At 73.8% G+C, this 24,628-nt stretch carries 21 protein-coding genes; 13 read left to right on the top strand and 8 right to left on the bottom strand.

The window, feature by feature from the left end:
• The first annotated feature begins 13 nt into the window (after positions 1 to 13).
• The 6 genes from ACFVFR_RS09630 (at position 14) to ACFVFR_RS09655 (ending at position 6,622) form a co-directional block, all read left to right on the top strand.
• A complete protein-coding gene (locus tag ACFVFR_RS09630; RefSeq protein WP_383699241.1) occupies positions 14 to 1,477 on the top strand; it encodes an aldehyde dehydrogenase in 1,464 nt (487 codons plus the stop codon).
• Positions 1,470 to 2,384: a 3,4-dihydroxyphenylacetate 2,3-dioxygenase gene (locus tag ACFVFR_RS09635; RefSeq protein WP_383699243.1), complete on the top strand. Its 915-nt coding sequence runs from the start codon at positions 1,470 to 1,472 to the stop codon at positions 2,382 to 2,384. The genes ACFVFR_RS09630 and ACFVFR_RS09635 overlap by 8 nt, the downstream gene beginning before the upstream one ends.
• A gap of 28 nt (positions 2,385 to 2,412) precedes the next feature.
• Entirely contained in the window at positions 2,413 to 3,258 is an 846-nt protein-coding gene (locus ACFVFR_RS09640; protein WP_383699245.1) for a fumarylacetoacetate hydrolase family protein, read from the top strand.
• A gap of 28 nt (positions 3,259 to 3,286) precedes the next feature.
• On the top strand, positions 3,287 to 4,009 hold the full coding sequence (locus ACFVFR_RS09645; protein WP_383699247.1) for a TetR/AcrR family transcriptional regulator: 723 nt from the start codon (positions 3,287 to 3,289) through the stop codon (positions 4,007 to 4,009).
• A 391-nt stretch (positions 4,010 to 4,400) separates the two neighbouring features.
• Positions 4,401 to 5,888, top strand: a complete 1,488-nt coding sequence (locus tag ACFVFR_RS09650; RefSeq protein WP_383699396.1) for an aldehyde dehydrogenase — start codon at positions 4,401 to 4,403, stop codon at positions 5,886 to 5,888.
• Positions 5,885 to 6,622 (top strand): gamma-glutamyl-gamma-aminobutyrate hydrolase family protein, encoded by a 738-nt coding sequence (locus tag ACFVFR_RS09655; RefSeq protein ID WP_383699249.1) that lies wholly within the window; start codon positions 5,885 to 5,887, stop codon positions 6,620 to 6,622. The genes ACFVFR_RS09650 and ACFVFR_RS09655 overlap by 4 nt, the downstream gene beginning before the upstream one ends.
• 83 nt (positions 6,623 to 6,705) lie before the next feature.
• Here ACFVFR_RS09655 and ACFVFR_RS09660 read toward each other — a convergent pair whose 3' ends face one another.
• The gene (locus ACFVFR_RS09660; protein ID WP_383699251.1) at positions 6,706 to 7,278 is read right to left on the bottom strand and encodes a MarR family winged helix-turn-helix transcriptional regulator; all 573 of its coding nucleotides are present in this window, start codon (positions 7,276 to 7,278) and stop codon (positions 6,706 to 6,708) included.
• 363 nt (positions 7,279 to 7,641) lie between these two features.
• Here ACFVFR_RS09660 and ACFVFR_RS09665 point away from each other — a divergent pair, with 363 nt between their 5' ends.
• A complete protein-coding gene (locus ACFVFR_RS09665; protein ID WP_383699253.1) occupies positions 7,642 to 8,343 on the top strand; it encodes a polysaccharide deacetylase family protein in 702 nt (233 codons plus the stop codon).
• Positions 8,344 to 8,573: 230 nt separating this feature from the next.
• On the opposite strand, the gene ACFVFR_RS09670 is transcribed toward ACFVFR_RS09665, so the two are convergent.
• The gene (locus ACFVFR_RS09670; RefSeq protein ID WP_383699255.1) at positions 8,574 to 9,338 is read right to left on the bottom strand and encodes an SDR family oxidoreductase; all 765 of its coding nucleotides are present in this window, start codon (positions 9,336 to 9,338) and stop codon (positions 8,574 to 8,576) included.
• Between the two features lie 50 nt (positions 9,339 to 9,388).
• Between ACFVFR_RS09670 and ACFVFR_RS09675 the strand changes: the two genes are divergently transcribed.
• Positions 9,389 to 10,030: a TetR/AcrR family transcriptional regulator gene (locus ACFVFR_RS09675; RefSeq protein WP_383699257.1), complete on the top strand. Its 642-nt coding sequence runs from the start codon at positions 9,389 to 9,391 to the stop codon at positions 10,028 to 10,030.
• Positions 10,031 to 10,399: 369 nt separating this feature from the next.
• On the opposite strand, the gene ACFVFR_RS09680 is transcribed toward ACFVFR_RS09675, so the two are convergent.
• Positions 10,400 to 11,398: a GlxA family transcriptional regulator gene (locus ACFVFR_RS09680; protein ID WP_383699259.1), complete on the bottom strand. Its 999-nt coding sequence runs from the start codon at positions 11,396 to 11,398 to the stop codon at positions 10,400 to 10,402.
• Between the two features lie 157 nt (positions 11,399 to 11,555).
• On the opposite strand from ACFVFR_RS09680, the gene ACFVFR_RS09685 reads away from it, so the two are divergent.
• A complete protein-coding gene (locus tag ACFVFR_RS09685) occupies positions 11,556 to 12,140 on the top strand; it encodes an isochorismatase family protein (protein ID WP_383699261.1) in 585 nt (194 codons plus the stop codon).
• Between the two features lie 186 nt (positions 12,141 to 12,326).
• Here ACFVFR_RS09685 and ACFVFR_RS09690 read toward each other — a convergent pair whose 3' ends face one another.
• Positions 12,327 to 12,830, bottom strand: coding sequence for a hypothetical protein (locus tag ACFVFR_RS09690; protein ID WP_383699263.1), 504 nt, complete (start codon positions 12,828 to 12,830; stop codon positions 12,327 to 12,329).
• Positions 12,831 to 13,052: 222 nt separating this feature from the next.
• On the opposite strand from ACFVFR_RS09690, the gene ACFVFR_RS09695 reads away from it, so the two are divergent.
• The 3 genes from ACFVFR_RS09695 to ACFVFR_RS09705 all read left to right on the top strand — a co-directional run bounded on the left by ACFVFR_RS09695 (position 13,053) and on the right by ACFVFR_RS09705 (position 17,695).
• Complete coding sequence (locus tag ACFVFR_RS09695) at positions 13,053 to 13,424, top strand: YciI family protein (RefSeq protein ID WP_383699265.1); 372 nt, start codon at positions 13,053 to 13,055, stop codon at positions 13,422 to 13,424.
• A 64-nt stretch (positions 13,425 to 13,488) separates the two neighbouring features.
• Positions 13,489 to 14,742: an RNA polymerase sigma factor gene (locus ACFVFR_RS09700; protein WP_383699267.1), complete on the top strand. Its 1,254-nt coding sequence runs from the start codon at positions 13,489 to 13,491 to the stop codon at positions 14,740 to 14,742.
• Positions 14,743 to 16,558: 1,816 nt separating this feature from the next.
• The gene (locus ACFVFR_RS09705; RefSeq protein ID WP_383699269.1) at positions 16,559 to 17,695 is read left to right on the top strand and encodes an acyl-CoA dehydrogenase; all 1,137 of its coding nucleotides are present in this window, start codon (positions 16,559 to 16,561) and stop codon (positions 17,693 to 17,695) included.
• Between the two features lie 383 nt (positions 17,696 to 18,078).
• Here the strand turns inward: ACFVFR_RS09705 and ACFVFR_RS09710 are convergent, their stop codons facing one another.
• Positions 18,079 to 20,301, bottom strand: a complete 2,223-nt coding sequence (locus ACFVFR_RS09710; RefSeq protein WP_383699271.1) for an MMPL family transporter — start codon at positions 20,299 to 20,301, stop codon at positions 18,079 to 18,081.
• 244 nt (positions 20,302 to 20,545) lie between these two features.
• Here ACFVFR_RS09710 and ACFVFR_RS09715 point away from each other — a divergent pair, with 244 nt between their 5' ends.
• Entirely contained in the window at positions 20,546 to 21,757 is a 1,212-nt protein-coding gene (locus ACFVFR_RS09715) for a sensor histidine kinase (protein ID WP_383699273.1), read from the top strand.
• On the opposite strand, the gene ACFVFR_RS09720 is transcribed toward ACFVFR_RS09715, so the two are convergent.
• The 3 genes from ACFVFR_RS09720 to ACFVFR_RS09730 form a co-directional block, all read right to left on the bottom strand.
• Positions 21,738 to 22,412: a response regulator gene (locus tag ACFVFR_RS09720; protein WP_383699275.1), complete on the bottom strand. Its 675-nt coding sequence runs from the start codon at positions 22,410 to 22,412 to the stop codon at positions 21,738 to 21,740. The two genes, ACFVFR_RS09715 and ACFVFR_RS09720, sit on opposite strands and share 20 nt — an antisense overlap.
• 176 nt (positions 22,413 to 22,588) lie before the next feature.
• A complete protein-coding gene (locus ACFVFR_RS09725; protein WP_383699277.1) occupies positions 22,589 to 23,443 on the bottom strand; it encodes a helix-turn-helix domain-containing protein in 855 nt (284 codons plus the stop codon).
• Complete coding sequence (locus ACFVFR_RS09730) at positions 23,440 to 24,345, bottom strand: helix-turn-helix domain-containing protein (protein WP_383699279.1); 906 nt, start codon at positions 24,343 to 24,345, stop codon at positions 23,440 to 23,442. The genes ACFVFR_RS09725 and ACFVFR_RS09730 overlap by 4 nt, the downstream gene beginning before the upstream one ends.
• Positions 24,346 to 24,628 lie beyond the last annotated feature (283 nt).

The raw sequence follows: 24,628 nt of genomic DNA on the forward strand, positions 1-24,628 counted from the left end.
AGCGAAAGAGGCCATGAGCGCACACCTCACCACCGTCGCCGGCGTCGCCGTCGACACCCGGCACTGGATCGGCGGCCAGCGGATCGCCTCCGCCGCCACCTTCACCGACACCTCACCCATCGACGGCGCCCCCCTGGCACAGATCGCCCGGGGCACCGAACGCGAGGCCCGCGCGGCCGTCGCGGCAGCCCGGGACGCCTTCCCCGGCTGGGCCGCCACCCCGCGCGCCGAGCGCGCCCGCCTCCTGCACGCCATCGCCGACGGGGTGGACAAGCGGCTCGAAGAGCTGGCCATCGTGGAGACCACGGACAACGGCGCGCTGCTGCGCTCCCACCGCCGGGGCGTCATGCCCCGCGTCGCCCACAACTTCCGCTTCTTCGCCGACTGGCTGCTCACCCTGGAGCACGAGGACTTCGACACCCGTGGCCACACCAACCACGTCTCGTGGGACCCGGCCGGCCCGTGTGTGCTGATCACCCCGTGGAACGCGCCGTTGATGCTCGCCACCTGGAAGGTCGCCCCGGCCCTGGCCGCCGGTGACACGGTGGTCCTCAAGCCCGCCGAGTGGTCCCCGCTGACCGCCTCGCTGCTCGCCGACATCGCCGCCGAGGCCGGCCTGCCGGCGGGCGTGCTCAACGTCGTCCAGGGTTACGGCTCCGAGGTGGGTGACGCGCTCACCGCACACCCGGACGTACGCCGTATCAGCTTCACCGGCTCCGTACCCACCGCCCGGCACATCGCGGCCCAGGCCGCGCCCCACCTGACCCCGCTCAGCCTCGAACTAGGCGGCAAGTCACCACTGTTGGTCTTCGCCGACGCGGATCTGGAGCTGGCGGTCGAGCTGGCCGTGGAGCAGTACGACAACGCCGGCCAGGTCTGTCTGGCGGCCACCCGGCTGCTGGTGGACGAGACGGTGGCCGACGAGTTCACCCGCCGCTTCCTGGACCGCGCCGCCCGGCTCCGGCAGGGTGACCCGCGCGAGGAGGCCACCGACATCGGGCCCAACATCCACCCCCGCCAACTGGAGAAGATCGACGGCTTCGTCCAGCGCGCCCTGGGCGCCGGGGCCCGCGCCCTGATCGGCGGCCGGCGCGGCGAGGGGCAGTACTACGCGCCCACCCTGCTCACCGACGTGCGCCAGGACTCCGAGATCGTGCAGGAGGAGGTCTTCGGGCCGGTGCTGACCCTCCAGACCTTCGCCGACGAGGACGAGGCCCTGCGCCTGGCCAACGACACCCGCTTCGGGCTGGCCGCCACCGTCGTCACCGGCGACCCCGAACGCGCCGAACGGGTCACCACCGGGCTCGTCGCCGGCACCGTCTGGGTCAACTGCTTCTTCGTCCGCGACCTCAAGGCACCGTTCGGCGGCTCGCGCCACTCCGGCGTCGGCCGGGAGGGCGGCACCTGGAGCTTCGACTTCTACTGCGACCTGAAGAACACGGTCACCGCGCCGAAGGGATGGCGCGACCATGGGTGAGATCGTCGGGGCCGGCCTGCTCGCCCACGTCCCCACCATCGTGCTGCCCGAGGCGACCCGGCTGGAGCTCAACGAGGGCAAGGAGGTCACCCTCGTCACCGGCCTGCAGCAGCTGCGCGCGGAGGTCTTCGAGCGGGACGACTACGACACCGTCCTGGTCATGGACTCCCACTGGGCCACCACCGTCGAGTTCGTGGTCACCGCCCAACCCCGCCGGGCCGGCCTGTACACCTCCGAGGAACTGCCGCGCGGCATGTGCCGGATGCCCTACGACTTCCCGGGCGACCCCGAACTGGCCCACCACATCGCCTCCTTCGCCGGCGAGCACGGCACCTGGATCACCCCGATCGAGGACGCGTACCTGCCGATCTACTACGCCACCCTCAACCTGTGGTCCTTCCTCGGCAAGGGGCTGCCCGACAAGCGCTGGATGAGCATCGGCGTCTGTCAGACCGGCGACATGGAGGACCATCTGCGCCTGGGGCGCGCCGTGGCCGACGGGATCGCCGCCACCCCGGGCCGCCGCGTCCTGGTGATCGCCTCCGGCGCCCTCTCGCACACCTTCTGGCCGCTGCGCGAACTGCGCGACCACGAGGCCAGCGACCCGGTGCACATCTTCACCCCCGAGGCGCGCGCGGCCGACCTGGAGCGCATCGCCTGGCTCCGCGAAGGCCGCCACGACAAGGTCCTGGACACCATGGACGACTTCTGGAAGTTCAAGCCGGAGGCGAAGTTCTTCCACTACCTGATGATGGCGGGCGCCCTGGGTGAGCAGGCGTGCACCGCGCCCGGCCGCCAGTACGGCGAGTACGAGAACTCCGTGGGCACCGGCCAGGTGCACCTGTGGTTCGACCGCCCCGCCGACGGCTGGGCCGGCACCGGCCTGCCCGCCACCACCCCCGCCTGACCCCGCCGCGCCCAGAAAGGCCCCCGCCATGCCCGAGTACCGCCGCATCCTCCTCGACGGCGCAGCAGTGGAGACCGTACGCGACGGCGACGAACTGGTCGCCGGCGACGGCCGCCGCGTGCAGACCAAGGACGCCCACCACCTGCCGCCGGTCGTCCCCTCCAAGGTGATCGCGGTCCACCTCAACCACCGTAGCCGGGTCGAGGAGTTCCAGCTCGACCTGCCCGACACACCCACCTACTTCCACAAGCCCACCTCGGCGCTGAACAGCCACCGTGGCGCCGTCGTCCGCCCCGAAGGGTGTGCCTGGCTCAACTACGAGGGGGAGGTGGCCATCGTCATCGGCAGGACCGCCCGCAACATCTCCCCGGACCAGGCGGCCGAGCACATCGCCGGCTACACCGTGGCCAACGACTACGGCCTGCACGACTTCCGCGACACCGACGCGGGCTCCATGCTCCGGGTCAAGGGCTCCGACACCCTGTGCCCGCTGGGCCCCGGCCTGGTCACCGACTGGGACTTCCACGGCAAGCGGCTGCGTACCAGGGTCAACGGCGAGGTCGTCCAGGACGGCTCCACCGACGAGATGACCTGGGACATGCACTACCTGGTCGCCGACATCGCCCGCACCATCACCCTCTACCCCGGCGACGTGCTGCTCTCCGGCACACCCGCCAACTCGCGTCCGGTACGCCCCGGCGACGTGGTCGAGGTGGAGGTCGAGGGGCTGGGCACCCTCACCAACCACGTCATCACCGGCCCCACCGCCATCCGTGGCGACGTCGGCGCCCAACCCACCGAGTCCGAGGAGGTGCTGTCCACCGCGCTCGGCGGCGACTGGGAGTTCCGCGGCATCCGGGCACCCCGGCGCTGACGGAGCCCGCGCCGGTAGGGTCGGGCCCATGAGCGACCCCGTCGAGCCGACCGCCGAGCGCGGCCCCCGCAAGCGCGTGCGGAACTACGGGACGGGCCGGGCGGCCCTGCTGGACGCGGCCGTGCGCGTGGTGGCCCACGGGGGGTTGCGCAAGCTGACCTACCGGGCCGTGGCCGAGGAGGCCGGCGTGACCCACGGGCTGGTCGTCCACCACTTCGGCTCCCGCGACGCGCTCATCGAGGAGGCCGTCAACCACGCCATCCGCTCCTCGCTGCGGGTCAACGCCCTGCACACCGGAACCGGCATGGCGGACTTCGCCGCCAACCTGGGCGGGATGGTGGACTCCGGGCCGGACGTCCAGGCGTTCCAGTACGAACTGCTCCTGGAGGCCCGGCGCAGGCCGGAGCTGATGCCCCAGCTCCGGGCCCTGTACGAGGAGTACTTCAACGCCGCGCGGGGCGAGCTGACCCGGGTGCTGGCCCGGCCGGTGGACCGGGGCCTGTCCCGGCTGGTCTTCGCCGCGCTGGAGGGGCTCGTGCTCCACCAGCTCGTCTTCGGCGAGCGCGAGGTGACCGAGGAGGCCCTCGCGGAGCTGCGGACGCTTCTGGCGCGGCTGGCACGGGACCCGGAGGATCTCGCGGCGACCGACGGTGAGGCGGCCGAAGGCGCCGAAGAAGTCCAGCTCACCGGGGGTTCCAGCGCCACCGACGGCGAACCGGCCGGGGGCCCCGAGGGCCCGACCAGGAGCTGACCGCCCCACCCCGGGGCGGCTCACCCTCCGAGGGGGCGCCGGGCCCACCCGGGCGCGGGGGCGGGTGGCCCCGCGCGCGGAAGTCCCGGCTCCCGGACGTACGCGCACGGCGTCCGCCCCACCCGGCCGCGCGCGGTCGGTGGCCGACCACCGCGCTCCGGCGCCGCGACCCCGCCCCGCAAGCCGCCGCCTCGGCGCGGACCCGCACCATCCGCCCGTGCCCCGACCGCGCCACCACTCGCCGACCCACCCCGACCCGTACCCACCAACCCACCCACACGGCCGGCCCACCCTCCCGGTCTCGCCCCACGCGCCCGGTGCCCGCCGCACCGGATGACCGGCCGGCCGTGGGCGCCCCGCACACCGGAACTCCCCAACGAAACGAGGACGCATCGTGGACGCCACCCGAGACGACTGGATCCGCCGGGCGGGCACGCTCCGCTTCCCCGGCTCGCACCTCATCGACGGCCGCGAGCACGCGGGAGGCGGCACCTTCACCGTGATCTCGCCGCGCGACGGCCGGCCGTTGGCGGAGGTGGCCGACGGGGGAGCGGCGGAGATCGACCTGGCCGTCGCGTCGGCCCGTCGGGCCTTCGACAGCGGGCCCTGGCCGCGGCTGGCCCCCGCCGAACGCGGCCGGGTCCTGCTCCGCGTCGCCGAACTGATCGAGGCCCAGCGGGCGGAGATCGCGCTGACCGTCAGCCTGGAGATGGGCAAGACGATCACCGACGCGTACGACGTCGAACTGCGCGCGCTGATCAACACCTTCCGCTGGTACGGGCAGTTGGCCGACAAGCTCACCGACGAGGCCCCGCACACCGAACCCGACGCGCTGGCGCTGGTCACCCGCGAACCGACCGGGGTCGTGGGCGCCGTCGTGCCCTGGAACTTCCCCCTGACACTGGCGGGTTGGAAGGTGGCACCCGCGCTCGCCGCCGGCTGCGCGGTCGTCCTCAAGCCCTCGGAGAACGCCCCGCTGTCCGCCCTGCGGCTGGCCCGGATCGCCACCGAGGCCGGGCTGCCGCCGGGGGTGCTCAACGTCGTCAACGGCAGCGGACCGATCGCCGGCCGGGCCCTTGGCCTGCACCCCGACGTCGACGTCATCGCCTTCACCGGCTCCACCGCCGTCGGCCGCCACTACCTGCGCTACGCCGCCGACTCCAATCTCAAGCGCGTCTGGCTCGAACTGGGCGGCAAGTCACCCAACATCATCCTCCCCGACGCCCCCGACCTGGAGCAGGCCGCCGCCACCGCCGCCTGGGGCATCTTCTTCAACCAGGGTGAGATGTGCACCGCCCCCTCCCGACTGCTCGTCCACCGCGCCGTCGTCGACCAGGTCACCGAGGCGGTCGTGGAGCGGGCCCGCGCGCTGCGCGTCGGCGACCCGCTGGACCCGGCGACCGAGATGGGCGCCCTGGTGGGACAGGACCACCTGGACCGGGTGCTGGGCCACATCCACACCGCCGTCGACGCCGGCGCCCGACTGCGTACCGGCGGTGAGCGGGTGCTGGCCGAGACCGGCGGCGTCTACCTCCAACCCACCGTCTTCGACCAGGTCGCCCCGGGCTCCGCGCTCCTGCGCGAGGAGGTCTTCGGGCCCGTCCTGGCCATCCAGCCCTTCGACGACCTCGACCAGGCGCTGGCCCTGGCCAACGCCACCGAGTACGGCCTGGCGGCGGGCCTGTGGACCTCCGACCTGTCCACGGCACACCGCGCCGCACGCGCCCTGCGGGCCGGCACGGTGTGGGTCAACTGCTACGAGGAGGGCGACCTGACGGTGCCCTTCGGCGGCATGAAGCAGTCGGGCAACGGACGCGACAAGTCCGCCCACGCCCTGGAGAAGTACACCGACCTCAAGACCACGTGGATACGACTGTGACCCACGCCGACCGCCCCCTGATCGCCGTACCGGCCCGCTTCTCCGCCACCACCTCCGCCCTGCGCTACGCCGCCGAGGTCACCGCCCGCGCGCTCGTCGAGGCGGTCTGGCGGGCCGGCGGCGAGCCCGCCACCATCCACCCCTACGCCCCCGACGGCGTCGGCGACCCGGCCGCGACCGCCGCCCGCCTCGCCCGCTTCGACGGCGTCCTGCTGCCCGGCGGCGGTGACCTCTCGCCCCACCGGTACGGGGCCTCCACCGCGCACGCGGCGGTGTACGACGTGGACCACGAGCAGGACGCGTTCGACCTCGACGTCGCCCGCCAGACACTGGCGGCGAAGCTGCCGCTGCTGGCGGTCTGCCGTGGCCTCCAGGTCGTCAACACCGCGCTGGGCGGCACCCTGCACCAGGACATGGGCGGACCGGGCACGGAACACCGCCACCTCACCCACCCGGTGACCCTCACCCCGGGCTCCGCCCTGGCGACCGCCCTGGACACCACCAGGGTCGAGGCGTCCTGCTACCACCACCAGCACGTCGAGCGGCTCGGCACGGGGCTGGTCGCCACCGCGCACGCCGCCGACGGCACCATCGAGGCCGTGGAGGCGCCGGGCGCCGGCGGCTGGTTCCTGGCCGTCCAGTGGCACCCCGAGGACACGGCGGCGACGGACCCGGCCCACCAGCGCCTGTTCGACGCGCTGGTACGCGCCGCGCGAGAGGCCCGCCACCCCTGACCCCGCCGGACTCCGCGCCGCCGGCCCCACCGCGCCACGGCACGCCCGGAGCGCTGGCACCGCGTCGGTCCCCGCGCGTCGGTTCAGCCCTTGGCACGCCGGCCGCTGCGTCGGGGGGCCGGCTCCGCCCCGTTCAGCAGCGTCCTGCGCCGCTCCTCGCCGTGCTGTTCCACCTGGAGGACCACGCGGCGCAGCCCGTCCGCGAGGTCGCGGCACTCCTCGTCGCTCAACTGCGAGGTCACGAACACCTCCTCCGCGTTGAACTCGGGGAAGACGCGCCGCATGAACTCCTCGCCCCGCTCGGTCAGGCTCAGCAGGACCAGTCGGCCGTCGGTGGGGTGGGCGGCGCGGCGCAGCAGTCCACGGGACTCCAGGGTGCGGGCGACGCCGGTCAACGTGCCCTTGGAGACGCCCGCCTCGTCCGCGACGTGCCGGGTCTCCGACTCGCCGCCGACCCACACCACCCACAGCACCACGAAGGCGGTCCAGGTCAGGTCCGAGCCGCGCAGTACGGAGTTCTCCAGGTGCTGGCGCACGGCGGAGGCGGCCCGGTGGATGTTGGCCACGGCCACCATCTGCTCGCGCCGGACGGGTATCCCGCCCAGCCTGGCCTCCGCGAGCTTCTCCGCCTCTGTGATGGATCGCTGGCCGGGCAAGAGTGCTCCCTGTGTCGCCTGTGCGGACCCGGGCGCCCCACCGGCCCACCCGGTCGTTCGGGACCAGATTCTACGGTCGGCGCGCTCTCGCCCCCGCTGTGCGCGCCCCCCCCGCGCGGGGGCGGCCCGCCCGGCGCGGGAGTCGCCCGGGCTGGCGGGGGAGCGGCGCGGCCCCGAGCGGGGGGAGCGGCCCGGCGACGTCGCGTACCGCGTGCGCGGCGGGGCTCCCCGTCCGGCCGGAGCTCGTGGGTCGCCTCGCGCGAGGGTGGCCGTCCGGGCCGCGACCGCACGTCTCGACGGGGAGCCGCCAGCCCCAGGAACATGCCATTGACACGGAGTTGGTCTGAACCAATCATGTGGGCCATGTCGAGAATCCGTGGTTCGCTCGCCGCGCTCGCGGCCCTGCTGCTCCCCCTCACCCTCGTCGGGCCGGCGCGGGCCGCCGAGGCGAGCGCGGTGCCGGCTCCTGTCCACACCCGGATCGCGACCACGGACCCGGTCGTGTTCGTCACGATCGACGACGGCTGGGGCACCGACTCCGCCGTCGGCGCCCGAAAGCTGCTCATCGACCGTCAGGTCCCCGCGTCCCTCTTCCTCCTGCCCGGCGCGTACGAGCAGGACCCGGCCTACTACCGCACCCTCCTCGCCCACAGCCCCGCCCGGGTGGAGAACCACACGGTCAGCCACCGCGACATGACCACGCTGACCCAGGCCGAGCAGCGGGCCGAGATCTGTGGTGCCCGTGACCGGCAGCTGGCCGCCTTCGGTGACAGCCCCCAGCTCTTCCGTCCGGCCGGCGGCCAGGACCACCAGTGGCCGTACTACAACGACGACACCCGCGCCGCCGCCACCGCCTGCGGCGCCCGGGCCGTGGTGACCTGGACGCACGACCTCACGACCTGGGGCGAGTGGACGCCGCCCACCCCCGAACTGCGCCGCGGGGACATCGTGCTGCTGCACATGGGCCCGCAACTGGAAGGTGACCTCAGGCGTGTCCTGGCCGCGGCGACCGCGGCCGGCCTCAAGCCGGCGAACCTGCGGGAGTACGCGCGCACCGCGTCCTGAGCCCACCGGGCGAGGCCCCACCTCGCGCACGCCACCACCTCCACCCCACGTACGCCACCGCAGGCGCGCCGGGTGCCCGACGTCCCCGCCGCGCGGGCCCGACCGCCCCTCCCAGGCGGCCGGGCTGCGAGCGGTACGGGGGTGACGCCGCACCCCGGCGCGACACTCGGCCCCACCTCGTGCCTCCCCGGCCCGGCGCCCGGCCCTCTGGTCCGCCGAGCGCGGGCCGATCAGCCGCGCGGGCCCAGGAACAGGCCGCCGCTCGCGTCGATGACCTGGCCGGTCACCCACCGGGCGGCGTCCGAGGCGAGGAAGGCGACCACGTCGGCGATGTCACCCGGGCCGCCCAGCCGGTCGAGCGCGGTGAGGCCGGTGATCTGTTCGGTCAGGCCCGGTAGGTCGAAGACGGCGTGGTTGGTCGCCGTCCGGGTGGCGCCGGGCGCGACCGCGTTGACCGTGATGCCGCGCGGCCCGAGCTGGGCGGCCAGGGTCCTGCTCATCGTCTCGACCGCGGCCTTGGTCATGGCGAAGGACGTCTGGGCCGGGTTGGCCATCCGGGTCGCCACCGAGGAGAGGCTGATGATCCGGCCACCGTCGGGGAGCAGGGGCAGCGCGCGCTCGATGATGAAGTACGGTGCGCGGACGTTCACCGCGAAGAGGTGGTCGAACTCCGCGCGCGTGGTGACGCCGAGCGGGCCGGCCGGCGGGGCCGCCGCGTTGTTGACCAGGATGTCGAGCGGCCGACCGGCCAACCCGGCCTCGACACCGGCGAACAGCGTCTCGACGTCGTCCGCCACCCCCAGTTCGGCCCGCACGGCCACGGCGGTCCCACCGGCGCGCGCGATCTCCTCGACCGTGGCGTCCGCCCCGCCCCCGTCCGTGCCGAAATGCGCGACGACCAGGGCCCCGTCGGCCGCGAGCCGTACCGCGACCGCCCGTCCGATACCCCGTGACGCACCGGTCACCAGAGCCGTCCTGCCCGTCAGCTCGCCCATGCCACCCACCTCGAAGTGTTAGTCACTAACATTGCGGTAGTGTCTACCACGTGAGTGAGCGGAAGCCGACCCTTCGAGAGCGACAGCGCGCCGAGACCCGGCGCGCCCTTCAGGCGCACGCGGTGCGGCTGTTCACCGAGCGGGGCTACGACGCCGTGCCGGTGACCGACATCGCCGAGGTCGCCGGCGTCTCGGCCATGACCGTCTACCGACACTTCCCGACCAAGGAGGACCTCGTCCTGGTGGACCAACCCGCGCTGCTCGTCGCCGAGCGTGTCGCCGCCACACCGCCGACCTGGCCCCCGGTGCGCCGCGTCGGCAGCGCGCTCGTCGCCGCGGCCACGGACCTGACCGGCGACGACGGGGAGGGGGGCCGCGCCAACGAGCGGTTCCTGCTCGACTGCCTGCGCCTGATGGTGTCCACCCCCGCGCTACGCGCCCGGCACCTGGACAGCCAGTACGCCCTACAGGAAGCCGTCGTCCAGGCGCTCGGCCCCCCGCCCGACCCCGAGACCGGATTCCGCGTCCGGGCGGTGACCAGCGCCTGCCTGGCCGCCCTGCACACGGCACTCACCCACTGGGCCGCCGAGGACGGTCGGCCCGACCTGCCCACCCTGATCGCCCAGGCCCTCACCGCCTCCTTCGGCCCGACAGCGCTCGACCCCACGGGAGCGGCGGACCCGCTCCCGTAGCGCCGCACCGCCACGCCCCCACCGGCGACGCGCACGGGCCGCCCCCACCGGCCCGCCGCGACCGGACGGGGCGACGGTGGCCGCATGGCCGGGGGCTCGGCCCGCCTCGGTCGTCCTCAGGGGGCGAAGGGACCGGTGTCGCCGAAGGCGAGGTCGGTGAAGGTCCGGGCGATGTGACGGTGGGTCGCGGGGGCCTGGCGGTCGTGTCCGGCGGGGCGCCGCGTCGTGTGCCGTCACCGGGCCGTACGGCCCGTACCGGTCAGCGGGGTACGCGGCGTCGCGGCGGGGTGTCCGGGGGGTCCGGGGAGTCCGTCGTCCGGGCCCAGGACTCCCGCGCGGCGCGCGGGTCCTCGTTCGGGTGGGGGAGTCTCAGGGTCTCAGGGGCATCCGGAAGCGGCGGCGATACTCCGTCGGCGTGGTGTCCAGGCGGCGGCGGAAGGCCCGTACCAGGGTGTCCGTCGTGCCGAAGCCGCAGGTGGTGGCGACGCGTTCCAGGGTGGCGTCGGAGGACTCCAAGGTGTGGCGGGCCTTCTCCACGCGGACGGACTCGATGTAGGCGTACGGGGTCATGCCCAGCTCGGCCTTGAAGAGCCGGGTCAGGTGCCGGTCGCTGACGTGGGCGTGGGCGGCGAGATCGACGACCGTGAGGGGCTGGTCGAGGTGGCGCAGGATGTGGTGGCGCAGTTCCTCGACGCGGCGCGTGGTGGAGACCTGTTCCAGCGGAACGCTGAACTGGCTCTGGCCACTGGGGCGTTTGAGGTACATGACCAGCTGCCGGGCCACCCGCAGGGCGACGGCCTCGCCGAGGTCGTCGGCGATCAGGGCGAGGGACAGGTCGAGACAGGCGCTGATCCCGGCGCCGGTCCACACGTCGCCCTCCCGGATGAAGATCGGGTCGGCGTCCACGCGGACGGACGGATGGTCGGTGGCCAACTGGTGCGCGGTGGACCAGTGGGTGGTGGCCCGCTTGCCGTCGAGCAGGCCGGCCGCGGCGAGCAGGTGCGCGCCCACACACACGGACGCGATCCGGTGCGCGCGGGCGGCGAGCGTCCTCACCCACGCGACGATGTCGGGATCGACCAGCGGGTGGACGCGCCGCTGGTCGTCGACGCGCACCGCCCCGGGCACGATGAGTGTGTCGATGCCGCGCGCCGCCGCCTCCTCGAAGGTGAGGTCGGGCAGGACGCGTACGCCCGCGCCGGTGGTGACCGGGTCCCCGGTCGCGGCGGCGAGCAGCACCTCGTAACCCGCCGCCTCCTCCGTCTCGCGCAGGGCGAGCGAGAACACCTCCGGCGGGCCGGTGACGTCGAGCAGGTCGACACCCTCGAAGAGCACGATGACGATACGGCGGCGGACGGTGTCCGGCACGGGTCCCCCCGGGTGGTGTGAGCAGGTCGGTCGGCATGTCGGTATCCGCAGGTTAGACGTCATTGCCGACATCGTGGCGGGCTCGTAGCTTTGCGGACGTGGCCCGACGCACGGTGCGGGTCACGCCTCCCACCCACCTCGCGAAGGCGGTACACCCATGTCCAGAACCACGTTGCGTGAGCTCAACGGCTTTGACCAGAGGCCCGCGAGCCTGGCCGGCTCGACACTGGTCCTGGTCGACTTCCAGAACACCTACACCCGGGGTGTCATGGAACTCGACGGCTGGCGGCCGTCCCTGGACGCCGCGGCGAACCTGCTGGCCAGGGCCCGGCAGGCGGGCGCCCGCGTCGTGCACGTCGTCAACGACGGCGGCGCGGGCACCCCGTACGACATCCGCGCCGAGATCGGACGGATCCACCCCGAGGTCGCGCCGGTCGACGGCGAGCCGGTCGTCGTCAAACAGGTTCCGAACGCGTTCGTCGGTACGGACCTGGCCGCGCACCTCGACGCGGGGCAGGACGTCGTCATCGCCGGCTGGATGACCCACATGTGTGTCGCGTTCACCGCGCAGGGCGCGTTCCTGGCCGGCCACCGGCCCACCGTCGCCGCCGACGCCTGCGCCACGCGCTCGCTCCCGGTCGCGGGCGCCGACGTCCCGGCCGACCAGGTGCACCGTGGCGCGCTGGCCACCATCGCCGACCTGTACGGGGTCGTCGTCGCGTCCCAGCGGGAGATCGTCTGACGAGCGGTGGGCGCGGCCCCGGCCTCCGGGCTGCCCCGCGAGGGTGAGAGGTACGCGGTGTCGCGCCGGTGGGCAACCACGACGCCGGCGGACCAGCCGCGCCGCGCCGTCCCGCCCGCCGTACCACCGCCGCCCCCCCGCGCGGCCCCGACGCGGCGGTGCCGGGGCCACGGGAGGTGGAGGTGGTCAGATCCGGGTCATGGTCGAGGCGTAGCCACCTCCGCCGGGGTAGACCCACTCGCCGGTCATGCTGGTGCCGTCGGCGGTGAAGGTGCCCCGGAAGTAGGCGGGACCACCCCTGACCCCGGCCCAGATGGTGAGCTCGTCGCCGGCGAGTTCGTAGACGTAGTCGAAGGTGTTGCCCCGCGAGTCGTAGTAGCGGGAGGCCACGTCCGGGCTGGTGGGCTCGCCGAAGGGGCGGAGGTTGCCGATGACCTCCATGCCGGTGACCGGCTCGCCGAACTGGGTCAGGTCGACGTGCTGGACGAGGAAGAACCCGCCGGGCAGCCACGCGTAGCGCACGGTTCCCTCCGCCCCGCCGGTCACCTTCCAGGTGCCGACCAGTGGGGCGAGGGCGCGTAGCGCGGCGGTCGGTCGAGCGGACGGCTGGCTCGTGGGCGCGGCGTCGTGTGTGGTGGTGGCCGGGTTCGCGGTCGTGGGTGGGGTGGTGTGCGCGTCGGTCTCGGGCATCGGGTGCTCCCTCTCGGTGGGTTGGTCGTCCGCTACCTCGTGGCCGGAGCCGGGATCTCGACACCCGTGCGGTGTGTTCCACATCACCCGGGGCGGGTGTCGAGGGTGGGCCGGCGGCTCCGAGGTAGCGGGTGGGGCCGCCGGGGCGGGCCCTTCACGCCCGCCCCGCCTCCCGCGCCGACCGGCCCTACCATCGTCGAACCGAGAACCAGGGAGCGATCCGTGAAGTACCTGCTGTTGGGTTACACGCCGGCCGACAGATGGGACGCGGCGACCGCCGACGCCCCGACGGCGGAGGCACTGGCCGCCTTCGCGGCGTACCAGGAGTTCGAGAGGGAGCTCGTCGCGTCCGGCGAACTGGTCACCACCGAGGGGCTGGGCCACCCGGCGGTCAGCGTCACGGTACGCCCCACCCCGGAGGGTGTGGTGGCCACCGACGGGCCGTTCGCCGAACTGAAGGAGGTGCTGGCCAGCTTCGCGGTCATCGACGTGGCCGGCGCGGAACGGGCCACGGAGATCGCCGCCCGGATCGTCCGCGCGCTGGGCGAACCGATCGAGATCCGGCCGGTCATGGGCGAGGACTTCGCGTCGTGAGCGCCCGCCCCCGGCCACGCCCCGGTCCGGGCGACCAGGTGGGGGCGGCCCACCGCGACCCGCGATGAACGACGGGAGCCGGGCGGCCGACGCCGCCGTGGACGTCGAGGACCTGCTACGCGCCGAGGCGCCGCACGTGCTCGGCGCGCTGACCCGACGCTTCGGCCGCTTCGAGGTGGCCGAGGACGCCGTGCAGGAGGCACTGCTCGCCGCGAGCGGAGCCTGGCCGACCGAAGGCGTGCCCAGCCACCCGCGCGGGTGGCTGATCCGCGTCGGCTACCGACGGATGGTCGACCTGCTCCGTTCCGAACAGGCCAGGCACCGCCGCGAGCGGGACGTCAGCCTGGCCGAACGCGCCACCCGGGCACCGGAACCCGTGCCCGAGACGGACGACAGCCTGCTCCTGCTCCTGCTGTGCTGTCACCCCGAGTTGGCACCCACCTCCCAGGTCGCGCTCACCCTGCGCGCGGTCGGCGGGCTGACGACCGCCGAGATCGCGCACGCCTTCGGCACGACCGAGGCCACCATGGGCACCCGGATCAGTCGCGCCAAACAGCGACTGGCCCGCACCGGTGCCCGCTTCACGCTGCCGGACGCCGCCGACCGCGACAGCCGGACCGCCGCCGTCACGCGGGTGCTCTACCTCGTCTTCAACGAGGGTTACACCGCCACCGCCGGAGACACCCTCACCCGGGTCGACCTCACCAGCGAGGCGATCAGGCTGACCCGCATGCTGCACGCCGCCGCGCCGGCGGACGCCGAGGTGACCGGGCTGCTGGCGCTCATGCTGCTGATCGAGTCCCGGCGGGCCGCCCGCACCGACGAGGACGGCGCGCTCGTACCGCTGGACGAGCAGGACCGTACGTGCTGGGACCAGGCTCTGATCCGCGAGGGAACCGCGCTGGTCGACGGCGTCTGGGTCCGCCGCGCGACGGGCCCCTACCAGCTGCAGGCGGCCGTCGCCGCCCTGCACGCGGCGGCCCCCACCTCCCAGCGCACCGACTGGCCGCAGATCGCGATGCTCTACCTGTGGTTGGAACGCCTCACCCCGACCGCCCCGGTACGCCTCAGCCGCGTGGTCGCCGTCGCCCGCGCCTTCGGCCCCGCCCGGGGACTCGCCCTCCTCGACGACCTCAACCATCGCCACGGCCTGGACCGGGACCCCCTTACCCGACCACGCGAACGCGCCGTTCGCGCCCACCTGACCCACCTGGCCGGCGACGCCACCCGCGCCGCCACCCTCTACCGCGAGGCGGCGGACCTCACCGACAACCAGGTCGAGCGCCGCTATCTGCGCGACAGGGCCGCTGGCGGGTGATCACGCGCCGCGTGCGGCGGAGGCGCGACCGGCTCCCCGCGCCCGGTGGAGCCGGTGGCCGCCGCATCCGGAACGACGCGCCGGCGGGGAACATGAAATTCCTGTGACAGAAACTCTCCGCCGCATAACGGAGTCGGCGATTCGGGCACGAGGCGGTACGGTCGACTGGGATACCGGAAGTCGGGGGAGCGGCGTGAGGCTCCCGTGCCGGTGCGTGCGAAGAGCATCATCGCGGCGAACGTCGACCGGCCGGGCAGCGCGGAGAGATATCTGCCGCGACCTCCCCCGAGTTCGCCTCGGACCCCGCTGTATTAATCCCCGTCGAACCAGTGGCGGAGGGCCAGGAGAACGGGCAGTGCGGATATGCCCGAAGGCGCACGGCTCCTCGGTGCCGGGTATTTCTTTGCCGTGAAATGACCGTCCCATGGCATTCCCATCACCGACGCCGCCGAGTACGCGGGAGAGCTGGCCGCACACGCCGCGTCCGGGATCATTCCCCGTTGCGCATCCGATTCCGCGCCCGGGGAGCGGCCCGCGTCGGCGGCCTGGGGTCGGGTGGCCCGGTCGGCCTGATCCACCCGGGTGGGGCCGCGTCGTCGGCCGGGTTGGCCCGTACCTGGTTTATGCCGCCGATGTCGCGATCTGACAGCAACTGGCCATCCCGTGGGGGGACTTCGGCGGCGTCCGCCGGGCGTCGGCCCCGCGCTGGCGCCGGCGCGGGTCGATCCCGAGGTCAGCGGCCGTGCTACCTCCCCGTAGCCCTGGCTGGAGAGCTCACTCGGCACCCATCGAAGTAGAGGAATCCGCGCACCGCCTGAACAGGTGACCGATTGACCAAGACCCGCAAGTCACTGGTATCGCGGCTCATCCCCACCGGTCGGAAACGGAATGCGACGTGCGGGAACGAGGTCAGGTGTTTTCGGCCAACCTACACGTGCTGAGAGGTGCCGTCGGCTGTTGACGTAGCGTTGCCCGATATCCTGAAGAGGACGTCGCCGCCTTCACCCAGAAGTGCGGCGGGGGTTAGTCGGACCTCGTTTCCCGATAATGGACGAGCGGCGAAAGAAGCACATATAGAAATACGGAATCGCACGTGCCAGATACCTCAAGGAATTTGGAGTACCGAGCGACTCGGGGGCTCCGTCGGGTGCGTGAACCCCGGAAAGTCGGGGCCACGGCACGGCGTCATCCACCGGACCTCGCCGCGTCGGGCGGGGACCCGTCCTTCGGCCCCGAACGGAACGACGGCGACCCGTCCCACCCGCGCCAGCGACCGTGACGCCGCGCCAGCCGCGCGCGTCCACACCGCGCCGCCGTCCTCGACCCGGGACGACGTCGCCACCCGCCCGATGCCCGAGCGGGAGCCAGGCCGGGGCGCGACCCACCCGTCCCCGGCGATCAACCTCGGCGAGGACGCCCCGGCCGGCGCGGTGGGTGAACGGCACGGGGGGCCGGCCACCGTGACCGCCGAACGGTGCTCCGCAGCGTCGCGGACACCGTCACGGCAGGTCACCCACCGTGGTGCGCGGCTGCCGGCGGCGCCCTGTCCGCCGGGCCGCTGAAGGCCGACGACCCGTCCACCGACCTCCCCCACCCGCCGACGCACCGAGGCGCCGGACGGACGGGACGTGTGGCGAGGCCACCCACGTCCCCAACCCACCCCTGTCACCTTCGGGCAGCGCCCAGCACCGCAGGAGCACACCCCGCGAGGCGTGTTCGGCGTCGTCGCCGAACCCCCGGAGAGCGGCTCACCAAGCGGCGACGACCCGACGGTCACCGCGGGCGAGAGCCCGCGACCCTTATACGAGGAGCAACCATGCGATTCATGCAGGCCGACCGCGACACCTGCGACACCCTGCTGCCGGGACTGCGCGCCGCGCTGGCCGCGGAGCCCCTGGCGAAGCTGGAGGCCGAAGGCGGCCCGGCGATGGGGCTGTTCCGCGAGTACGGCGGCTCCAACCTCCTGATACCGAAAGCCTACGGAGGGCTCGGGGCCGACGCCCTGGAGGCGACCCGCGTGGTCCGCGTCCTGGGCTCCCTCTCGCCCTCGCTGGCCGTGGCCACGGCCATGCACCACTTCTCCATCGGCATGCTCTTCGGCATCGCGGAGTCCTTCGGGCCGGGCACCGACCTGAACGACACGCTCAAGCGGGTCTCGGAGGAGCGGCTGCTGCTCGCCTCCGGCTTCGCCGAGGGCCGCAGTGACCAGGGCATCCTCAGCCCCACGATGGTCGCCCAACCCACCGAGGGCGGCTACCTGCTCAGCGGCTCCAAGAAGCCGTGCAGCCTGTCGCGGTCCATGGGGCTGCTCACCGCGAGCGTGGGCATGCGCCGCCCGGACGGCTCGATCGAGATGGGCTTCCTGCTGCTGCCGGCCGACACCCCCGGCGTCAGCGTGCTGCCGTTCTGGTCGAGCTTCGCGCTCGCCGGCGCGGAGAGCAACGAGGTGCGACTGAAGGACGTGTTCGTCACCGAGGGCCAGATCCTCCGGCCGCCGGCCGACCTCGTGGACGGTCTGAGCGAACTCCAGGAAGTCGGCCTCATCTGGTTCCAGATGATCGTGAGCGCCGCGTACACCGGGCTGGCCAGTGCCCTGGTGGACCGGCTGCTGGAGAAGGGCCGGGGCAGCGCGTCCGACCGGGCCGCGATCGCGGTGCGCGTGGAGTCCGCCGCGCTGCTCACCGAGGGCCTGGCCCGACGGGTGGCCAGCGGCGACACCGGTAACGACGCGCTGGCCGCCGCGCTGGTGACTCGCTTCACGGTGCAGGACCTGCTCGCCGACACGGTCCGCGGCGTCGTCGAACTGCTGGGCGGCATCGCGTACGTAACCTCCTCGGACACGGCCTACCTGGCGGCGGCCTCGCACGCCCTCGCCTTCCACCCGCCGTCCCGTTCGAGCATGGTCGACGGCCTTCTCGACTACTACGCGGGCAAGCCCCTCATCGTGGGCTGACGCCCGGGACACCCGAGACAACCAGACACCCATAACACCCGCGCACCCGGAACACCCGCACACCCGAAACCCGGACCCCAGGGCGGACGTTGACCGCTGTGGCTGTGGCTGTGGCTGTGGCTGTGGCTGTGGCTGTGGCTGTGGCTGTGGCTGTGGCTGTGGCTGTGGCTGTGGCTGTGGCTGTGGCTGTGGGGCCCGTGCGCCCTCGTACGGCGGTGGTCAGGCGGGCGTTGTCCATTTCCGACAACGCCCGTCGGGGCGGCGCGCCCGCCCCGACGGGCGCGCTCTCCACCGGTCGGGCGCCGCCGGGCGCCGGGGCCGGGGGCGCTCGGCCCACCCGCCCGGCGCGAGGGGGCGGCGCGGTGGCGACACCCCCTTCGCCGTCAGCGCCGGCTGTGGTCGTCGGAGAGCGCCGGGCCGGGCTCCGCAGGCGGGCCCGGCGCCGCTGACGGCTCGGACCGCGCCAGCTTCTCGCCCTCGATGTCCACCTCGGGCAGCACGCGGTCGAGCCATGTCGGCAGCCGCCAGGCCCGCTCGCCCAGGAGGGCCAGGGCGGCCGGGACGAGCGTCATGCGGACGACGAACGCGTCGAAGGCCACGGCCGCCGCCAGCCCGAAGCCCAGGCCCTTCAGCATCGGGTCGTTCGAGCCGACGAAGCCCGCGAAGACGGTGATCATGATGAGCGCGGCGACGGTGACCACCATCGAGCTCTGCGCGAACCCCTCCCTGATCGCCGTGCGGGCGTCGGCGCCGTGGACGTACGCCTCGCGCATCCGTGTGACCAGGAAGACCTGGTAGTCCATGGCCAGGCCGAAGACGATCCCGACCATCAGGATCGGCATCAGGCTCATGATCGGTCCGGTCTGCTCCAGGCCGATCAGGTCCTTCAGCCAGCCCCACTGGAAGACCGCGACCAGGGCCCCCAGCGAGGCCAGTACGGAGAGCAGGAACCCGAGTGCGGCCTTGACGGGCACCAGGATCGAGCGGAACACCAGGATCAGGACCAGCACCGCCAGACCGACGACGAGCGCGAGGTAGGGGACCAGCGCCTGGCTGAACTTGTCGGAGGTGTCGATGTTGAGGGCCGTCGTCCCGGTGACCATCGAGCGTGCCCCGGCGTCCCGCTCGACGTCCTTCGCCGTCGCCCGGATGTCACCGACCAGGTCCTTGGTGGCGTCGCTGGACGGCGCGCTGGTGGGGACGACCGTGATGACGGCGGTGTCACCGGCCTCGTTGAAGACGGCCGGGGCCACGGTCGCCACGTCGGGGAGCTTCGTGAGTGCCGCGCCCATCCTCGCGGCGCCCTCGCGCGCGGCGCCCGGGTCCCGGTTGTCGACGGTCACCGTCAGCGGACCGTTGAAGCCCGGGCCGAAGGACTCCGACAGCATGTCGTACGCCTTGCGCTGGGTGGAGGAGGGGGCCTTGGAGCCGTCGTCCGGCAGGCCGAGTTCGAGCTTCGCGGCGGGGACGGCGAGCACGCCGAGGCCGACGACCGCCAGCAGCAGAACCCGTACGGGCCTGCGCAGGACGTGGGCGATCCACCGCTGCCCCAGCCCCCGGCGACCGGCGGCCTGGCGTCGCTTCGGCGGGCGGGCCCTGCCCCGCACGCGCTCGCCGAGGAAGCCGAGCAGCGCGGGGACGAGGGTGACGGCGACCAGTACGGCGACGACGACGGCGCCGGAGGCGGCGAGGCCCATGGTGGTCAGGACGGGGAGGTTCACCACGGCCAGCCCCGCCAGGGCGATCACCACGGTCAGGCCGGCGAACACGACGGCCGAGCCGGCCGTGCCGTTGGCCCGCGCCGTGGCCTGTCTGGCGTCGTACCCCGCGGCGCGTTCGGCGCGGTAGCGGGAGACGATGAACAGGGCGTAGTCGATGCCGACGGCGATACCGAGCATGGTGGCCAGCGCCGAGGTGTTGCCGCTCAGGTCCAGCGGCCCGCTCAGCACCGTGATGGCGGTCATGGTCACACCCACCCCGACCAGCGCGGTGATCAGCGGCAGCCCGGCCGCGACCAGGGAGCCGAAGGTGATGACGAGGATGACGGCGGCCATGGCGAACCCGACGGCCTCGGCCAGGTGACTCTCCTCCGGAGCCCCCAGCGCGTTGCCGGACGCCTCCACCGCCAGCCCGCGGTCGCGGCCGGACTCCAGCGCCGCGTCGAGGCCGGAGTGGTCGTCGTCGGTCAGATCCGTGTCCGCGACGGTGTACGTGACCCGCGCGTAGGCGGTGCTTCCGTCAGCGCTGACCGTCTTGTCCGCGAAGGGGGCGCTGACTTCCGCTATCCGGGGAGAGGACGCTTTGACGCCGGCCAGCGTCGCGTCCAGCGCCCGCTTGTTCCCGGCGTCGCCGACCTTCTCCCCACCGGGGGCGCGGACCACGACCCGCGCGGAGGCCCCGTCCGTGCTCGCGGTGGGAAACGTCCGCGCCAGCAGGTCGTTGGCGCGCTGTGCCTCCGTACCGGGCAGCGTGACGGACGTGTTCCGCGGGCCGGAAGCGCTGGCGGCGGCGAGACCCAGGGCGCCCAGGACGAGCACCCAGAGGAGAACGACCAGCCGACGCCGCGTGAACGCGGCCCCGCCGATCCTGTGCAGGAAGGTGGCCATGAAGGGGTGACTCTCCGTGTCGGGGTGAGGCGGACGAGCCAGTGGCGATCCGCTACCTCGGACGAGCCCCCGAGGGCGCACTGGCTGGCGGTCGGCCCTGCGAGGGGCGCGGCACCGACCGCCGTGTCCACCATGGTTCCGCCGGGCCGGGGCCCCTCGCGTCAGCCCTGCGCACCAGGTGGGCCCCGGTGTGTCGGCCGTTTGGCCGACACCCGGATCGGCCCGCGCTCGTACGCTGGTCGGTGTGGACAGGAACTCCCCGCGCCTGCTGGCCACCACCGGGCTGATCGCGATCAGCAGCGTCGCCGCGTTCACGCTCACCTGGGTCGTCGACATCGTCGTCCTGGCCAGGTACGCCCCGGCAGCCGCGCCGACGGGCTGGCTGCCGGTGCTCGTCACCGGCCCGCTGATCGCGCTGATCGCCCTGGGGCTGCCGCGCTCGGCCAGCCTGGTCGCACGGGTCGTCGGCGCCGTGGCCCTCTCCCTGGCCCTCACCCTGTGGTGCCTGGTCACCAGCGCCGATCTGAAGTGGTGGGGAGCGCTGGAGAGCTGCGGGCTGCTCTTCCTCGCCGTGCGCACCACGGCCGGTCCCTGGCGGCCGGCCCGCGCGACCGCCCACACCCTGGTCCTGGCCGTCGTGGTCCTGATGCTCCCGCTGCGCGCCGGCTCGTGGAACGCGTTCGTCGGCGGCGGCTACGTGCTGACCGTGGCGCTGTCGGTCTGCGTCGCCGTCGGCTGCGCCATCCGCGCCCAGGAGGGCCGCCGGGAGCGCGCCGTGCACGACGTCCGGCAGGCCGAGCGCCTGGCACTCGCCCGGGACCTGCACGATCTGATCGCCCACCACATGACCGGCATCATCGTCCAGGCCCACGCCGCCCTGACCATCCAGGCCACCTCCCCGGAGAAGGTGGAACCCATCCTGCGCACCATCGCCGGGTCCGGCACCGAGACGCTGGAGTCGATGCGCCGGCTCGTCCGTGTCCTGCGCGAGGACAACCACGCCGCCCTGCGCCCGGGCGACCTGCTCGGCGAACTCGGCGACCTCGTCGCCACCCACTCCGCCGCGGGCGACGGCGCCGCGGACGGGACGGCCCGGCTCGAGGTCACGGCGGCGGCCCGGACCGCCACCCTCAGCCCCGAGGTCGAGATCTCCGTGGAGCGGCTGGTCCGGGAAGCCCTCACCAACGTCGGCCGGCACGCCCCGGGGGCCCGCGCCACCGTCCGTCTCGACACGGACGACGCGTGGCTGCGGGTGACCGTCACCAACACCGCGCCCACCCACCGGGCCGCGCCCCCTGTCGGCGGGCGCGGCGGCTTCGGTCTGCTGGGGCTGCGCGAGCGGGTCGAGGCCCTCGACGGGTCGCTCAGCGCCGGCCCGTTCGCCCACGGCGGGTGGCGGGTCGAGGCGACCTTCCCGCTGTCGACGTCGGCGGACGTCAGGGCCGGGAGTCGATGACCCCGTGCTGCCAGGCCCAGGCCGCGATCTCCACGCGGTTGCGGACCCCGACCTTGCCCTGGACGCGGGCCAGATACGTCTTCACCGTCGAGGGTGACAAGTACAACTCGTCACAGATCTCCCGGTTCGTACGACCCACGGCCACCAACCGCACGATGTCCAGCTCACGCTCGCTGAGCCCGGCGGGCGCCGCGTCGGCGGGCGCCCTCAGCTCCGACCAGTCATATCGCTGGAGCAGACGTACGGTCACCGCCGGCGAGACCAGCGCGTCGCCCCGGGCCGCCGCTCGCACCGCCTCCACCAGGAGCGCCGGCGAGGCGTCCTTGAGGAGGAACCCGCAGGCGCCGAAACGCAGCGCGTCCCGCACGTAGTCGTCCTGGTCGAACGTCGTGATGACCACCACGTTCGGCGCGGGGCGCCCGGCGCGCTCCCGCACCAGGAGGCGGGTGACCTCCAGCCCGTCGAGGCGCGGCATGCGGATGTCGACCAGCACCACGCGCGGCTCCAGCCCACGGGCCAGCTCGACGCACTCGACACCGTCGCTGGCCACGCCCACGACCCGGATGCCGGGCTGCGCGTCGAGGATCATCTCGAAACCGGTGCGCACCAACTGTTCGTCGTCCGCGACCACCACGTCGATCACGTCATCAGCCACCGCCCGACCCTCCGTCCCGCGACACCGGGATGCTCTCACGCCGCGCGACCCACCGCCCGAACCGCGAGGAGGAGGCCGGCCACCATGGGCTCGTCGGCGGGCGGCCGCGGCGAACCGGCGCCGGCGAAGCGGGCGAGCGAGACGACTGGGGGTGCGCCGGAGGCGGGAGCGGGCGGTCAGGGTTCGACGCACTCCCGGCCGGAGCCGCCAGCCGGCAGGAAGCACAGGCGTAGCGCGGTGCGGTCGGGATCGCCGATCATGCGGGTGAAGCCGTAGGCCGCTCTGTCCGACGCTCGCAGGACGACCAGGCGCCGCAGGCGGGCACGGGGTGCTGTGATCTCGATGGCGTCGCCGATCCGCGCGTGCCAGATCCTGCCCCAGGCGGCGGAGCACACCGTGCTGTAGCGGACCTCCACGCGCGCGTCGGTCGCGGTGCGGTGCGGTGGGCCGAGGACGATCGCTCGGCCGGGCAGGCCGCAGAACATGTCCTCGGGGTTCTTCCCGTCACAGCCCTTCCCCTGGCAGCCCGGTGCGGGATCGAGCGCGGGGGTGGGTTGGCTCGCCGGTGGCGCGGCGCCCGGGCCGCGCACCGCCGGCACCGCCAGCAGCGCCACCGCCGCCGCTACCACGCCCACGGCGGCGGCCAGCAGCCACGGGCGCCGCGCGCTCCCGGAGCCGGCCACCCCACCGTCCGAGGCACCCGCCCCGCTCGCGCCACCCGCGCCGGTGGCCGGGGCCGGGGCGGCAGGGCTGGTCCGGTCGGCGGGCCGGGTGTGCCGGGCGCGACCGCTCCACTCCGCGTCCGCCAGCTCCCACAGGGCCAGCAGCCGCGCGGCGGGCTCGCCGGCCAACGCGCACAGCGCGTCGACCGCTTGCCGGGGCACGGGACTCTTGCCGTTGAGGTACCGCTCCCAGGAGGATTTGCTGTACGCCGTCCGCTCGGCCAAAGCCGCCAGGCTCAGCCCCGTGCGGGCCTTCATGCCGCGCAACCCCTCGGCCAGCGCCACACACTCGGGTGCGGAGCCGGTCACCTACGCAACTCCTGCCACACGTGCGGGCCCACGACGCCGTCGGGTGGCAGCCCCGTCCGCTTCTGTAGGCGCACGACGGCCGCGATGGTCTGCTGGCCGTAGATCCCGTCCACGACGCCCGGGTTCATCCGGTGGTGGCGCAGCAGGCACTGGGCCTCCACCACGTCCCACCCCGGACCCGCGAGGATCGCGGTCCGCGTGGTGCTGTACCCGGCGTGCAGCCCGCCGCCGGTGCGGTCGGCGCGAGTGACCGGGCAGGAGTACGTCCTGCCGGGTACGAAGCGGTACCGCCCCGGCCCTCCCGTGGGACCGGTCGCCGAGGTGCTCGGCAGCGGACCGGTCGCCGCCGTCCGCACCGGGGGTGGCGCGCCGTCGTCCCCGCCCCAGGGTGCGGCGATCACCATGCCGGCGCCCACCCCCACGAGGGCGGCGGTCAGTACGCCGGCCACGGCGACGGACCTGCGCACGCTCAGCACCCGCGCGGTGCCCCGCGCCACGGACGGCTCCGAGGCGGGTACGGGCTCCGCCGGCGTCGGGGCGACCTCGGCCGCCCGGTCGGACCCTGGCCTTTCCCGGTCCGGTGCCTCCCGCCGCTCCGCGTTCCCCGCGCCGGTCGGCGAAGGCGCGGAAGTCGGCTGCCGCCAGGCTTGGCTGGCCACCTCGTGGAGCACCCGCAGCCGGACCGGGTCGGCTCCCGCGGCCCGCGCCAGTTCCTCCACCGCACGCTGTGGCGGCAGCGCCTGACCGTTGAGGTAGCGATCCCAGGACGAGCGGCTGTACCCGGTCTTGGTGGCGAGCGAGGCCACGCTCAGCCCGCTGCGGTCCTTCAGTATCCGTAGCTGTACGACGAGTTGCCCAACCCGCTGGTCCTGAGAGTCGGGCAACGCCTTCCAACGCGGCATGAGTTCCCCCGTCTGTCGTCAACAGCCCTCAATGCCCTCACGGTCGTGCCTCGTTGATACACCTGGCGCGGGCCACGGAACACGGACCGCCAGGCCACACCCGACGCTTTCGGCCAGGCCGTCGGCGGGCGGGGCCGCGCGTTCCGCCGCGCGTCGTCGGGTATCCCGGGACGAGCCGGCCCGTAAGTGGGCGCGGCCGTGATCCCGGGTACGCGGGGACCGGCCCCGCGACAACCCGCGAACGCCGCGACAGGGCCTGTGTCCCGTCCCGTCAGCGCCTCAT

The organism is Streptomyces sp. NPDC057702, from assembly GCF_042799315.1.
GTDB lineage: Bacteria > Actinomycetota > Actinomycetes > Streptomycetales > Streptomycetaceae > Streptomyces.

Bases quoted from the DNA above. Each gene is read 5' to 3' on its own strand.
- ACFVFR_RS09630 (WP_383699241.1), top strand. From the start codon at position 14: ATGAGCGCACACCTCACCACCGTCGCCGGCGTCGCCGTCGACACCCGG.
- ACFVFR_RS09635 (WP_383699243.1), top strand. From the start codon at position 1,470: ATGGGTGAGATCGTCGGGGCCGGCCTGCTCGCCCACGTCCCCACCATC.
- ACFVFR_RS09640 (WP_383699245.1), top strand. From the start codon at position 2,413: ATGCCCGAGTACCGCCGCATCCTCCTCGACGGCGCAGCAGTGGAGACC.
- ACFVFR_RS09645 (WP_383699247.1), top strand. From the start codon at position 3,287: ATGAGCGACCCCGTCGAGCCGACCGCCGAGCGCGGCCCCCGCAAGCGC.
- ACFVFR_RS09665 (WP_383699253.1), top strand. From the start codon at position 7,642: ATGTCGAGAATCCGTGGTTCGCTCGCCGCGCTCGCGGCCCTGCTGCTC.
- ACFVFR_RS09670 (WP_383699255.1), bottom strand. From the start codon at position 9,338: ATGGGCGAGCTGACGGGCAGGACGGCTCTGGTGACCGGTGCGTCACGG.
- ACFVFR_RS09685 (WP_383699261.1), top strand. From the start codon at position 11,556: ATGTCCAGAACCACGTTGCGTGAGCTCAACGGCTTTGACCAGAGGCCC.
- ACFVFR_RS09690 (WP_383699263.1), bottom strand. From the start codon at position 12,830: ATGCCCGAGACCGACGCGCACACCACCCCACCCACGACCGCGAACCCG.
- ACFVFR_RS09700 (WP_383699267.1), top strand. From the start codon at position 13,489: ATGAACGACGGGAGCCGGGCGGCCGACGCCGCCGTGGACGTCGAGGAC.
- ACFVFR_RS09705 (WP_383699269.1), top strand. From the start codon at position 16,559: ATGCGATTCATGCAGGCCGACCGCGACACCTGCGACACCCTGCTGCCG.
- ACFVFR_RS09710 (WP_383699271.1), bottom strand. From the start codon at position 20,301: ATGGCCACCTTCCTGCACAGGATCGGCGGGGCCGCGTTCACGCGGCGT.
- ACFVFR_RS09730 (WP_383699279.1), bottom strand. From the start codon at position 24,345: ATGCCGCGTTGGAAGGCGTTGCCCGACTCTCAGGACCAGCGGGTTGGG.